Genomic DNA, 12,295 nt, shown 5'->3' with positions numbered 1-12,295 from the left:
CGCCCTGATCTGGGCGCAGAACACCTATGTCTCGGAAGGGCCGTTGGAGCAGGCGATCTGCGTGCAGGTGGATCGCGGGTCGAATTTCCGGCGGGTGTCCCAGGCGCTGGCCGAGGATGGCGCGGTGTCGAGCCCGATGCTGTTCCGGGTCGGGGCGGATTATGCCGGCAAGACGAGCCAGCTTAAGGCGGGGTCGTTCCTTGTGCCCGAGGGGGCGTCGATGCAGGAGATCGTCGATATCGTCACACGCGGCGGGGCGAGCACCTGTGGCACCGAAGTGGTCTATCGTGTCGGGATCACCCGCGCGTCGGTACAGGTGCGCGAACTTGACCCCGCGACGGGACGGTTCGAGGAGATCGCGCAGTTCAATCCCGAAGAGGATGCGGTGCCCGAGGCCTATGCAGAGGTAAAGGGCGAGGCGGAGACACGGTACCGCGTGGCGCTGGCAGAAGGGGTCACCAGCTGGCAAATCGTGCAGGAGTTGGACCAGATCGACGTGCTCGAAGGGGAGGTCGAGGACATCCCGGCCGAAGGCACGCTGGCTCCCGACAGCTACGAGATCGCGCCCGGCGACACACGCGCCGACCTGGTCGCGCGGATGAGGTCACGGCAAGATCAAATCCTGGCAGAAGCCTGGGCGAACCGGCAGGATGGCGTGCCGCTGCAGAGCCTGGAAGAGGCGCTCATACTTGCGTCGATCATCGAGAAGGAGACCGGCACGCCGGACGAACGGTTCCTCGTGTCGAGCGTGTTCAACAATCGTCTGGAACAGGGAATGCGGCTCCAGACCGACCCGACGGTGATCTATGGTATCACCCGGGGCGAAGGTGTGCTGGGGCGGGGGTTGCGGCAAAGCGAATTGCGCCGCGAGACGCCTTGGAACACCTATGTCATCGATGGGCTGCCGCCGACGCCGATCGCCAATCCGGGGCGCGCGAGTATCGAGGCGGCGCTGAACCCGGACGAGACGGGATATATCTTCTTCGTGGCCAAGACGCTTGATCCGTCGGACGGGCATAATTTCGCGGAAACACTGGCCGAGCATAACGGGAATGTCGCGGCCTATCGGGCGCTGGAAGCGCAGCGGGACAATTGACACTGTCGGATCCTGAACGCGGATTGCCCGCATGAGCGATGTCACGCTTTTGCTTTTGGGCGCTGTTGTTTTCCTGATCGCGGGATCGGTCAAGGGGCTGGTGGGGATCGGTTTGCCCACCGCTGCGATCAGCCTTTTGACCATCGTGATCGACCCGCGCACGGCGATTGCGATGGGGCTCGTGCCGATCATCGTCGCGAATGCGTGGCAGATGTGGACGATGGGCGATATTCGAGGGTCGTTCCGTCGCTATTGGCCGTTCGCGCTTGTGATCGGATTGAGCGTTTTCGTGACCGTTACTTTGTCAGCTGATGTTTCGGATCAGGTGATTTTTCTGGCACTGGGGATCTCAATCGTCGCGTTCGCGGTGTTGAACCTGCGTTTTGTCATGCCGGTGATCCCGGATCGGTACGATTTTGCAGCCCAGCTCGGGTTCGGAACCGCAGCGGGTATCCTTGGCGGCCTGTCGGGCGTCTGGGTGGCGCCCGTCATCATGTATCTGAGCGCGCGGCGCGTGGAGAAGGACGAGTTCGTTCGTGCCACGGGACTTTTGTTGTTCTTTGGCGGCATCCCGTTTGTGACCGCCTATGTGCAGCAGGGGTTCGTCACGTCCGAGATTGCCGGTATCTCGCTTGCGTTGGTGATCCCAACGCTGATCGGGTTTGGCCTGGGAGCGCGATTGCGCCGCCGGTTGTCGAACGAGAAATTCCGCAAGGTGCTGCTTTACGTGTTCCTGCTTTTGGGGCTGAACCTTTTGCGGCGGGGTTTGTTCTGAGCTTTTTGGCTTGTGTTTAAGCAAAACTGAATCACTTCAATTTGTGTGGCGCCCATGGATTTTGGGCCTGTCCGCTGCGAATCTTTCCAGATCCTTGCTCCGGCGATCTGCGCGTTAGAGTGTTGTTCTGCCCTGTGCTGTTTAACACCCCGTGCCTGCTAGGCATCGGGGGGGCACATTCCTGTCGATGCATCGATGGACGGAGATCCATTCAGCACGAGGAGGCAGCGATCGCATGGTTTTGATCACTGCGGATGAAGACGGCAGCGCGCTCGAGCAGGAGCGCGCTGCCATTGCGCGGGAATTGCGAACCATCCGAGAGATGGTCGCGGTCCTGCGGGACAAGGTTGAGGCCGGTGAGACAGGCACGGGCGGAGAGGCGGCAAAAGCGCTGGCCGATCTGCGCGTCTGGCTGAAACACGCCAAGGAAACGGAGGTTCAGATTGAAAGACATCGACGAGAACACGCCGGTATCCGGGGGAGCTACGGGCTCGATCTTGATGCGGCGCGGGACGCGGTCGGGTGCCGACTTGATCGCCTCCGCAGCTGTTGCCGAGAGGCACGGGTTCCTGACCAGTCTTGAGGAGGTGCCGGGGGCGCTCATGGCGTTGCCGTACCTGTTCGAGTTCTGGGCCCATCCGCACCAGTTGCCCCCGGAGGGGGACTGGCGAAGTTGGGTGATCCTTGGTGGGCGCGGCGCGGGGAAATCCCGCGCCGGCGCCGAATGGGTGAGATGCATGGTGGAAGGCGCACGACCCTTGGACAAGGGGCAGGCCCGGCGCGTGGCCCTGGTGGGCGAGACCCTCGACCAGGTGCGGGAGGTGATGATTTTCGGCGATAGTGGCATCATGGCCTGTTCACCGCCGGACCGCAGACCCGAATGGCTGGCAACGCGGCGGATGCTGCGCTGGCCCAACGGGGCCGAGGCGGTGGCCTGTTCGGCGCACGACCCGGAGAGTTTGCGAGGGCCGCAGTTCGATGCGGCCTGGGTGGATGAATTGGCCAAGTGGAAGCGCGCGCAGGAGGCGTGGGACATGTTGCAGTTCACGCTGCGGCTGGGGTCCCATCCGCGTGTTTGCGTGACGACAACGCCGCGGAACGTGGGGGTATTGAAGGAGTTGCTGTCCGCGCCGTCCACGGTGGTGACGCGGGCGCCGACCGAGGCGAACCGGGCCTATCTGGCGTCATCATTCCTGGACGAGGTGCGCGAGCGCTATGCCGGGACGCGGTTGGGGCGGCAGGAGCTGGATGGGGAGCTGCTGGACCAGGTCGAGGGGGCGTTGTGGACCTTGGAGACACTGGAGGCTGTGCGCTGCGACGCTTTGCCGGACTTCGACCGGATCGTCGTTGCCGTGGACCCGGCCGCGAGCAGTCACGACGGTTCGGACGCCTGTGGGATCATCGTTGCCGGGGTGGTGACCGATGGACCGCCGCAGGATTGGCGGGCGGTCGTGCTCGAGGATGCCACGGTGCAAGGCGTGTCGCCGCTGGTCTGGGCGCGACGCGCGATCACGGCGATGGAGCGCTGGGGCGCCAACGCGCTGGTGGCCGAGGTCAACCAGGGCGGCGACATGGTCGAGGCCGTGTTGCGGCAGGTCGATCCACTGGTGCCGGTCCTGCGGGTCCATGCGTCGCGGTCCAAGGCGGCGCGGGCCGAGCCGGTGGCGGCGCTGTATGAGCAGGGGCGCGTGACCCATCATGGCGTGTTCGACGTGCTGGAGGACGAGATGTGTCGGATGACGCGGGCGGGCTATTCCGGGGCGGGCAGCCCGGACAGGCTTGATGCGCTGGTCTGGGCGCTGACCGACCTGGTGATTTCGCGGGCGGCGGAATGGCGCGTGCCGCGCGTGCGCACCTTGGTGCGCGGAGCGAACGGTATGGTTTCCAGCCATTAACCTTTGAACCTTAGATTGGGTTTCATCGAGGACGCGGAGATCGGACCGCGGCATGGAATTTGACGGACCGGTGGATTGGGAGCGGGGCCCCGCGATGCGGCGGTCTGCGGAGGAAAGCGCCATTGCCGGGCCTGCCGGAGGCCTTTGGGGACTTTGGCAAATCGGTGGTCGGGACGCGTCGAACGCGCATCCCGGCCACATCTGAAACGAAATGGAATCGCGAGGAACGGAGCAGCATGGTTTGGGATGTCTTTCGGCGAGGGCGCAAGGATGAGGTCGAGGCCAAGGCCAGCGCGACCGGTCCGGTCGTGGCCTGGCAGAACATGGGCCGCGTCGCATGGTCGGCGCGCGATACCGCGTCGCTGACGCGGACGGGCTTTACCGGGAACCCGGTGGGGTTCCGGGCGGTCAAGCTGATCGCTGAGGCGGGTGCAGCCGTGCCTTTGGTCTTGCAGGATGCGCGACAGCGCTACGAGGTGCATCCGGTGCTGGACCTGCTGCGCCGCCCGAATCCGGCGCAGGGTCAGGCGGAATTGTTCGAGGCGTTCTACGGACAATTGCTTTTGTCCGGCGACGGGTATTTCGAGGCAGTGGGCGCCGGTAGTGTGCCGGGAGAGCTGCACGTGTTGCGGTCCGACCGAATGAAGCTGGTGCCGGGGCCGGATGGATGGCCGGTGGCCTATGAGTACGGGGTCGGTGGCAAGGCGCACCGGTTCGAGATGGGCGAGGGCGCGCGGCCTGTCTGCCATGTGAAGGCGTTTCATCCGCAGGATGACCATTACGGGCTGAGTCCGATGGTGGCGGCGGCTCAGGCGCTGGACGTGCACAATGCCGCGTCGCGCTGGTCGAAGGGGTTGCTGGACAATGCGGCGCGGCCTTCGGGGGCGATTGTGTACCACGGTACGGATGGTGTGTCGGGCATGGGGACCGAGCAGTACGACCGGCTGGTCGAGGAGATCGAGAGCCACCACATGGGCGCGCGCAATGCGGGGCGGCCGATGCTGCTGGAAGGGGGGCTGGACTGGAAACCGATGGGGTTTTCGCCCTTGGACATGGAATTCCAGAAGACCAAGGAAGCGGCGGCGCGCGAGATCGCGGTGGCCTTTGGCGTGCCGCCGATGCTGCTGGGGATTCCTGGAGAGGCGACATTCGCCAATTACGCCGAAGCGCATCGGGCCTTCTACCGCCTGACGGTCTTGCCGCTTGTGGCCCGTGTCTCAGCCGCCGTGTCGGTCTGGCTGTCGCAGCATATCGGGCAGGACGTGGTGCTGAAGCCCGATCTCGACCAGGTCCCTGCACTGGCAGCGGAGCGCGATGCGCAATGGGCGCGGGTGGCGCGGGCGGAGTTCCTGACTGCGGCGGAGAAGCGGAGCCTGTTGGGCCTGCCGGTTCTGTCCGAGGAGACGGCCAATGGCTGAAGCGCGTCCAGGGTACGAGCCGTTCGACTGTGCACCGGCGCTGCGCTTGGAGGCGCATGAGCGGCTGACGCTGGTGCGGTTCGAGGGCATTTCAGACCGGCTGGACCGGATCGAAGGATCGCTCGAGCGGCTGGAACGGCGGGTCTGGCTGGCGGTCTATGGCGTCGCGGCGGCGGTGGCTGCGGATGTTTTCATCGGGGTTTTGCAGGCCGCGCCATGAGCGTCGGAAAAAGGGGTAAGGTTATGGAACTGGAACGGAAATTTTGCCGGTTCGATGCAGCCGTGACGATGACGGATGGCTGCATGATCGAAGGCTATGCATCACGCTTCGGGCAGTGCGATCAGGGCAATGACGTGGTGGCCTCGGGCGCCTATGCGGCGTCGCTTGACCGGTTGATGACGAGTGGAGGCGCGGTGAAGATGCTGTGGCAGCATGATCCGGCGCAGCCCATCGGCATCTGGGACGAGGTGCGCGAGGACGCAACGGGGCTTTATGTGAAAGGCCGTCTGCTGGACAGCATCGCGCGGGGGCGCGAGGCGGCCGCGCTGGTGGCGGCGGGCGTGATCGACGGGCTGTCGATCGGTTATCGCACGAAGGCTGCGACGAAGGACAGGCAGGGCCGCAGGGTTCTGACGGAACTGGAGCTGTGGGAGGTGTCGCTCGTGACCTTCCCGATGCTGCCCAGTGCGCGGGTTGCGGCCAAGGGGGAAGCCCCCGAACTGGCGGATCTGCGGGAGATGGCGCGTCTGATCGACGAGGCACGCCAGACATTGGTGGACGGCTGAGAGCCGCCTTTTGACAACGGGAAAATCGGGATGAGTGAGACCGGGACAACGTCGCGGAGCGGGGAAGATGTGTCTCCGTTCGCCCAGGTGGGGGCCGCCTTGGCGGGGCTGGTGGACGATCTGCGCCGCCAGCGAGACGACTTCGACACAAAGCTACAGGAACAGGAAAAGCGAATGACCAACTTCGACCAGAAAACCGCCTTTAAGGGCCGCCCAGCGTTGGCAGGAGGTGTGAAGACCGAAGACGTGCACTACCGGGCCTTTGATGCCTATCTGCGCACCGGGGATGACGATGCGCTGCGCGGGCTGGAGCTGGATGTGAAATCCATGTCCACGGTCGTGAACGGCGACGGCGGCTTCCTGATTGATCCGGTGACGTCCGAGACCATCCAGGGCGTGCTGTCGAGCAGCGCATCCTTGCGGGCTGTGGCGTCGGTCGTCAATGTCGAGGCGTCGAGCTATGACGTGCTGATCGACCAGGGCGATGCCGGGGCTGGCTGGGCAGATGAGGTCAGCGCGCGCTCCGAGACCGGATCGCCGACCATAGACCGCATTTCGATCAAGCTGCACGAGCTGAGCGCGATGCCAAAAGCCAGCCAGCGTCTGCTGGATGACACGGCCTTTGATATCGAAACCTGGCTGGCGGGCAAGATTGCCGACACGTTTTCGCGCGCCGAGGCGGGGTCGTTTGTCGCCGGTGATGGCAATGACAAGCCGCGGGGCTTTCTGACCCATCCGACAATCGACAACGACGTCTGGACCTGGAGCAACCTTGGCTATGTCCCGACCGGCCTGGACGGCGATATCGGCACTGGCGACGCATTGATCGAGCTGGTCTACGCGTTGGGCGCGGAATACCGGGCGAACGCTGTTTTCGTTCTGAACTCCAAAACGGCCGGCACCTTGCGGAAACTAAAGGACGCGGATGGGCGTCATCTTTGGTCCGACGGGTTCGCCAGTGCTGAGCCGGCGCGTCTGCTGGGCTATCCGGTGCTGATCGCCGAGGACATGCCGGACATCGCGACGGGGGCCGATGCGATTGCCTTTGGTGATTTCCGCGCCGGGTACACCATCGCGGAACGTCCCGACCTGCGCGTGCTGCGCGATCCGTTCAGCGCCAAGCCGCACGTCCTGTTCTACGCGACCAAGCGTGTGGGCGGTGACGTAAGCGATTTCGCCGCGATCAAGCTGCTGCGCGTTGCCACTGCCTGAGTGGTGATGGCGGGCATGGGGAAGGCGGTGCGGGCCGTCTTCCTCATGGGGCGCGCGCCGGAGTGCCGGCGTTGTCTAGCCGCTCCCCTCCGTCCGAGCAACGACGGCGGCGCGCGTCCGACAACACCCCGGCCCCCGATCAAGGGACAGGTTTGCGGAGAACACGAGATGTATTTGATTGAAGAGAGCCAGATACCTGACGCGGCTTTGCCGGTGGCGCGGCTGCGAGACCATCTTCGGCTGGGCAGCGGTTTTGCCGAGGATGGGCTTCAGGACGGGTTGCTGGGCGGATTTCTGCGCGCGGCGATTGCAGCGGTGGAAGCGCGGACCGGCAAGGCGCTTTTGGTGCGGGATTTCCTGTGCAGCCTGCATCGCTGGCGCAATGTGATGGGACAGGTGTTGCCGATTGCGCCCGTGCAGGTGGTCACGCAGATCACGCTGGTCGATGCGTTGGGCGCAGGCACGGTGGTGACGCCGGATCGCTATGTGCTGGTGCAGGATGGGGAGGTCCCGAGGCTGGCGCCTTCCGGTGCGTGTCTTCCGTTGATCCCCGAGCACGGGAGCGCCGAGCTGCGGTTCCAGGCCGGGATGGCGAACGTGTTCGGCGATCTGCCGGCCGATCTGGCGCAGGCGGTGATGCTGCTGGCGGCACATTATTACGAATACCGGGACGAGACGGCGCTGGGCCAGGGGTGCATGCCGTTCGGTGTGACCAGCCTGATCGCGCGCTATCGCCCGGTGCGGCTGGGGTTCGGCACATGAGCGGGCCGCGGGTGACATCAAGGCTGGTTCTGGAGCGGCTGGAGGCCGTTCCAGATGGCGCGGGCGGCATGCACGAAAGCTGGGCGACGCTGGGCGTGCTCTGGGGCGAGGTGAAGCCACGCACGGGGCGCGAGACCAGGGGCGAGACCGGGCAAGTTTCTGTGACCGGGTTTCGGATCACCGTGCGGGCAGCCCCACAGGGCCATTCCGCGCGGCCTTTGCCAGAGCAGCGGTTTCGTGATGGCGCACGGGTGTTCCGGATCAATTCGGTAACGGAGGCCGATCCCGCTGCGCGGTTCCTGATCTGCATTTGCGACGAAGAGGTGGCGACATGAGCTATGCGGTGGCGGCGGCGTTGCAAGGGGCTGTGTACCAGCAATTACAGAGCGATGCGGGGCTGTCCGTCCTGGTCGGAGATCGGGTCTATGACGCGGTGCCGAAGGGGAGGTTACCAGATCTTTATGTCGCGCTGGGGCCGGAACAGGCGAAGGATGCCAGCGACAAGACGGGGCATGGGGCGTGGCACGAATTCGCGGTTTCCGTGGTCTCGGACGATGCGGGCTTCCAGACGGCCAAAGAGGTGTCGGCTGCGGTCTGCGACGCTCTGATCGACGCGGATTTGGCATTGGATCGTGGGCGGTTGGTGGCGCTGACCTTCAAACGCGCGGTGGCGCGGAGGGAAAAGGCGGGGCGACGGCGGATCGACCTGATCTTTCGCGCGCGGGTCGAGGATGACGCCTGAGGGCGTTGCGTATTTCCAAACAAATTCCAGACAGGGAGTGTGGACAATGGGTGCTCAGAACGGGAAAGACCTTTTGATCAAGGTCGATGTGGATGGCAACGGCACTTTCGAGACATTGGCGGGGCTGCGCGCCACGCGGGTCAGTTTCAACGCCGAGACGGTGGATGTGACCTCGCTCGAGAGCGAAGGTGGCTGGCGCGAATTGCTGGCAGGTGCCGGTGTGCGCAGCGTCGCGATCTCGGGGGCGGGCGTGTTCAAGGATGCCAGTACGGATGAACGGGCGCGGCAGATCTTTTTCGACAGCCAGACGCCCGAATTTCAGGTGATTATCCCCGATTTCGGGGTGGTGCAGGCGCCATTCCAGGTGACCGGCTTGGAATATGCCGGGTCGCATAACGGCGAGGCGACCTATGAGGTGTCGCTCGCCTCGGCCGGTTCCGCGGCCTTTACGGCGGCGGTCTGACCATGGCGAACCCGTGGCGTGGAGAGGTGACGCTGGTGATCGATGGGGAGCCCTATGTATTGCGGTTGACCCTTGGTGCCTTGGCGGAGCTTGAGGCTGAATTGGGCGAAGACACGTTGGTCGATCTTGTGGCGCGGTTCGAAAGCGGTGGCTGTTCGAGCCGGGATGTGCTGGCCCTGATTGTCGCCGGATTGCGTGGCGGCGGCTGGCGCGGCACGGCTGCGGATTTGATGGCAGCCGAGATCGAAGGTGGACCCCTGGCGGCAGCGCGGGTGGCTGCGGACTTGCTGGCGCGCGCGTTTACGCCGGTGGGTGAGGCGTGAGCCGGTTCGACTGGCCGGGGCTGATGCGCGCGGGACTGCGTGGCTTGGGTTTGCGACCGACGGAGTTCTGGGAACTGACCCCGGCTGAACTGCACCTCCTTTTGGGCGGCAGCGGTCCCGGGGCACTTGGGCGGAATGGGTTGGATGCGCTGATGGCGGCGTATCCGGACAAGCGGTCTGAGGACCGGGAGGATGTGAATGATTGAGTTGGACGGGATCGACGGTTTCGAGGCGCAGGTCAGTGCCCTGGAAGAGGTGCTTGCGGGTGCAACGACCATAGCGGGCGGGTTCCAGGCCGAGATGGCCAAGGTTCGGGACTCCTTGTCGGAGACCGGCAAAGGCGCGTCGAAACTGGAAGGTGCGCTGACCCGAGGATTGAGCCGGGCGATTGATGCAGTTGTCCTGGACGGGAAGTCACTGTCGGACGCGTTGGGCGGAATCGCGCAATCCATGATCGGAGCGAGTTACCGCGCGGCGGCAAACCCGGTGAAGGACCATTTGAGCGGGATGGTCATGCAGGGGATGACCCGTCTGCTGCCCTTTGCCGATGGTGCGAGCTTTGCGCAGGGACGCGTGATGCCCTTTGCGGATGGTGGCGTGATCAGTGGGCCGACAACATTCCCGATGCGCGGCGGTGTCGGATTGATGGGCGAGGCGGGCCCCGAAGCGATCATGCCGCTGGCGCGCGGGGCTGATGGCAAGCTTGGTGTCCGTTCAGGCGGTGGCGGCCGGTCTGTCACCGTGGTCATGAATATCTCCACCCCGGATGTGCAGGGGTTCCGGCGGTCGCAAAGCCAGATCGCGGCACGGATGGGCCGGGTTTTGGGTGCCGGTCAACGCAATCTTTGAGGAGGGAGAGCCATGCAGTTTCACGAGGTGAGGTTTCCGACTGCCTTGAGCTTTGGCTCTATCGGGGGGCCGGAGCGAAGGACGGATGTGGTCGCGCTGGCCAGCGGGTTCGAGGAGCGCAACACGCCCTGGGCGCATTCGCGCAGGCGATATGACGCCGGGATCGGGTTGCGATCGATGGATGATATCGACACGCTGATCGCCTTTTTCGAGGCGCGGCGCGGGCAGATGTTCGGTTTTCGTTGGAAGGACTGGTCGGATTTCAAATCCTGTATCCCGTCGGCGCAGGTTTCCGCGACCGACCAGCAGATTGGAACGGGGGATGGGGCTGCGCGCATTTTCCCGCTGAGCAAGGCGTATGCCTCGGGTGATGCCAGCTATGTTCGTCCCATCGCAAAGCCGGTTGCCGGCAGCCTGCGGGTTGCGCTGGATGGCGCGGAGCAGGCCGAGGGCCCGGATTTCAGCGTCGATACTGCTACAGGTGCGGTGACATTCGTGACCGCTCCACCTGCCGGTGCGTTGGTGGCGGCTGGGTTCGAGTATGACGTGCCCGTGCGCTTCGACACGGACCGTATTCACACCAGTGCGGCGACGTTTCAGGCCGGTGAGGTGCCGGATGTGCCGGTCGTGGAGCTGCGGGTCTGATGGCCGGGGCAGAGGCGCTGGCCGCGCATCTGGCCGAGAGTGTGACAACCGTGGCACGTGCCTGGGAAGTCAAGCGCAAGGACGGGCGGCGGTTCGGTTTTACCGACCATGACCGCGACCTGGACTTCGGCGGAGTTCTGTTCAGGGCCGATACCGGGCTGAGCGCCGCCGCGGTGCAGCAAGGCACCGGGCTGGCGGTGGACAATTCCGAGGCTGTTGGCGCGCTGAGCGACGACAGCGTGACCGAAGCGGATATCGCAGCGGGGCGCTTTGATGGCGCAGAGGTGACGGCTTGGCTGGTCAACTGGTCGGATCTTTCGGCGCGCAAGGTTCTGTTTCGCGGCAGCCTGGGCGAAATCACGCGCAGCGGTGGTGCGTTTTCAGCCGAGCTGCGTGGGTTGACCGAGTGGTTGAATCGCCCCGTGGGGCGCGTGTTTCAGGCACCGTGTTCGGCAGTTCTGGGGGACAATGCCTGCGGCGTCGATATCAGCGGCGATGGCATGTGGACCGAGGCGACCGTCACTGGTGTCAGTGACAAGGGACGGTTGACCTTGGCTGGGGCATCTGGATTCGCCGTGGAATGGTTCGAACGCGGCCGGTTGACTGTTCTGGACGGGCAGGCCGACGGGCTTTGGGCCACGATCAAGCGCGATGTGCTGTTCGATGACGGCACGCGCGAGATCGACCTTTGGGAACCGTTGCGGGCGCGGTTGGATGCCGGCGACCGCGTGAAGCTGATCGCGGGATGCGACAAGAGATTTGAAACCTGCCGGAGCAAGTTCAATAACCTCATAAACTTTCAGGGTTTTCCGGATATTCCGCAGGAAGAATGGATCATGATCCATCCAACCATGGCGCAATCGCGCAGTGGTGGGAGCCTGAGATGACCGAGACTGATGTGGTTGCTGCCGCCCGGCGTTGGATCGGCACACCTTACGTGCATCAGGCAAGCCTGTGCGGCGCGGGTGCAGATTGCCTTGGCCTTTTGCGGGGCGTGTGGCGCGACGTGCTGGGTGGCGAGCCGGCTGTTGTGCCGCCCTATTCGCCGGACTGGGCCGAGGCGCGGCGTGACGAGCCGCTCTTGCGTGCGCTTGCCGACCGGATGCGGGCCAAGGGGATAGACGATGAAGCGCCCGGGGATGTGATCCTGCTGCGCATGCGAGACCGTGGCGTTGCCAAACATCTTGGGCTTCAGGCGCGCATTGGGGCGCGGGGCAGCTTCGTGCATGCGTATTCCGGACACGGGGTTATCGAGACAGCGTTGAGCGCGCCATGGCAGCGGCGCATCGTGGCGCGTTTCGCATTCCCGGAAAAACACAAGGGATAAAA

General features: G+C 64.6%; 19 protein-coding genes. All 19 read left to right on the top strand.

From position 1 onward, the window contains the following. Nucleotides 1–1,096 (top strand): endolytic transglycosylase MltG (gene mltG, locus LCF59_RS13235; protein ID WP_292288084.1); only part of this gene is annotated, 1,096 nt, incomplete at its 5' end. Nucleotides 1,097–1,127: 31 nt separating this feature from the next. After that, a complete protein-coding gene (locus LCF59_RS13230; protein ID WP_292288083.1) occupies nucleotides 1,128–1,871 on the top strand; it encodes a sulfite exporter TauE/SafE family protein in 744 nt (247 codons plus the stop codon). A gap of 235 nt (nucleotides 1,872–2,106) precedes the next feature. Beyond that, entirely contained in the window at nucleotides 2,107–2,454 is a 348-nt protein-coding gene (locus LCF59_RS13225; RefSeq protein ID WP_292288082.1) for a hypothetical protein, read from the top strand. Between the two features lie 19 nt (nucleotides 2,455–2,473). After that, nucleotides 2,474–3,766 (top strand): terminase family protein, encoded by a 1,293-nt coding sequence (locus LCF59_RS13220; RefSeq protein WP_292288086.1) that lies wholly within the window; start codon nucleotides 2,474–2,476, stop codon nucleotides 3,764–3,766. Nucleotides 3,767–3,818: 52 nt separating this feature from the next. Beyond that, nucleotides 3,819–3,971 carry a hypothetical protein gene (locus tag LCF59_RS13215; RefSeq protein WP_292288081.1) on the top strand — a complete coding sequence of 51 codons (153 nt, stop codon included), beginning with the start codon at nucleotides 3,819–3,821 and terminating at the stop codon, nucleotides 3,969–3,971. Nucleotides 3,972–4,002: 31 nt separating this feature from the next. Beyond that, a complete protein-coding gene (locus LCF59_RS13210; protein ID WP_292288080.1) occupies nucleotides 4,003–5,184 on the top strand; it encodes a phage portal protein in 1,182 nt (393 codons plus the stop codon). Further along, nucleotides 5,177–5,404 (top strand): hypothetical protein, encoded by a 228-nt coding sequence (locus tag LCF59_RS13205; protein ID WP_292288079.1) that lies wholly within the window; start codon nucleotides 5,177–5,179, stop codon nucleotides 5,402–5,404. The genes LCF59_RS13210 and LCF59_RS13205 overlap by 8 nt, the downstream gene beginning before the upstream one ends. 23 nt (nucleotides 5,405–5,427) lie before the next feature. After that, nucleotides 5,428–5,970, top strand: coding sequence for an HK97 family phage prohead protease (locus LCF59_RS13200; protein ID WP_292288078.1), 543 nt, complete (start codon nucleotides 5,428–5,430; stop codon nucleotides 5,968–5,970). Nucleotides 5,971–6,000: 30 nt separating this feature from the next. Then, nucleotides 6,001–7,182 (top strand): phage major capsid protein, encoded by a 1,182-nt coding sequence (locus LCF59_RS13195; protein ID WP_292288077.1) that lies wholly within the window; start codon nucleotides 6,001–6,003, stop codon nucleotides 7,180–7,182. Between the two features lie 168 nt (nucleotides 7,183–7,350). Beyond that, nucleotides 7,351–7,944 carry a head-tail connector protein gene (locus LCF59_RS13190; RefSeq protein ID WP_292288076.1) on the top strand — a complete coding sequence of 198 codons (594 nt, stop codon included), beginning with the start codon at nucleotides 7,351–7,353 and terminating at the stop codon, nucleotides 7,942–7,944. Then, nucleotides 7,941–8,279 carry a head-tail adaptor protein gene (locus tag LCF59_RS13185; RefSeq protein WP_292288075.1) on the top strand — a complete coding sequence of 113 codons (339 nt, stop codon included), beginning with the start codon at nucleotides 7,941–7,943 and terminating at the stop codon, nucleotides 8,277–8,279. Before LCF59_RS13190 ends, LCF59_RS13185 begins: the two co-directional genes overlap by 4 nt. Beyond that, nucleotides 8,276–8,686: a DUF3168 domain-containing protein gene (locus tag LCF59_RS13180; protein ID WP_292288074.1), complete on the top strand. Its 411-nt coding sequence runs from the start codon at nucleotides 8,276–8,278 to the stop codon at nucleotides 8,684–8,686. Before LCF59_RS13185 ends, LCF59_RS13180 begins: the two co-directional genes overlap by 4 nt. 46 nt (nucleotides 8,687–8,732) lie before the next feature. Continuing rightward, nucleotides 8,733–9,149, top strand: a complete 417-nt coding sequence (locus LCF59_RS13175) for a phage major tail protein, TP901-1 family (protein WP_292288073.1) — start codon at nucleotides 8,733–8,735, stop codon at nucleotides 9,147–9,149. A gap of 2 nt (nucleotides 9,150–9,151) precedes the next feature. Further along, nucleotides 9,152–9,472, top strand: coding sequence for a gene transfer agent family protein (locus tag LCF59_RS13170; RefSeq protein WP_292288072.1), 321 nt, complete (start codon nucleotides 9,152–9,154; stop codon nucleotides 9,470–9,472). Then, a complete protein-coding gene (locus LCF59_RS13165) occupies nucleotides 9,469–9,678 on the top strand; it encodes a rcc01693 family protein (protein WP_292288071.1) in 210 nt (69 codons plus the stop codon). The genes LCF59_RS13170 and LCF59_RS13165 overlap by 4 nt, the downstream gene beginning before the upstream one ends. Further along, entirely contained in the window at nucleotides 9,671–10,321 is a 651-nt protein-coding gene (locus LCF59_RS13160; protein ID WP_292288070.1) for a phage tail tape measure protein, read from the top strand. Before LCF59_RS13165 ends, LCF59_RS13160 begins: the two co-directional genes overlap by 8 nt. 12 nt (nucleotides 10,322–10,333) lie before the next feature. After that, complete coding sequence (locus tag LCF59_RS13155; RefSeq protein ID WP_292288069.1) at nucleotides 10,334–10,966, top strand: DUF2460 domain-containing protein; 633 nt, start codon at nucleotides 10,334–10,336, stop codon at nucleotides 10,964–10,966. Next, nucleotides 10,966–11,853, top strand: a complete 888-nt coding sequence (locus LCF59_RS13150) for a DUF2163 domain-containing protein (RefSeq protein WP_292288068.1) — start codon at nucleotides 10,966–10,968, stop codon at nucleotides 11,851–11,853. Before LCF59_RS13155 ends, LCF59_RS13150 begins: the two co-directional genes overlap by 1 nt. Further along, the gene (locus LCF59_RS13145) at nucleotides 11,850–12,293 is read left to right on the top strand and encodes a peptidase (RefSeq protein ID WP_292288067.1); all 444 of its coding nucleotides are present in this window, start codon (nucleotides 11,850–11,852) and stop codon (nucleotides 12,291–12,293) included. Before LCF59_RS13150 ends, LCF59_RS13145 begins: the two co-directional genes overlap by 4 nt. Nucleotides 12,294–12,295: the final 2 nt, after the last annotated feature.

This window comes from Marivita sp. (genome assembly GCF_020055675.1).
In the GTDB taxonomy this organism is placed as follows: domain Bacteria; phylum Pseudomonadota; class Alphaproteobacteria; order Rhodobacterales; family Rhodobacteraceae; genus Marivita.
The sequence above is the reverse complement of the archived record's forward strand: the minus strand, read 5'-3'. Positions and strand labels throughout refer to the sequence as shown.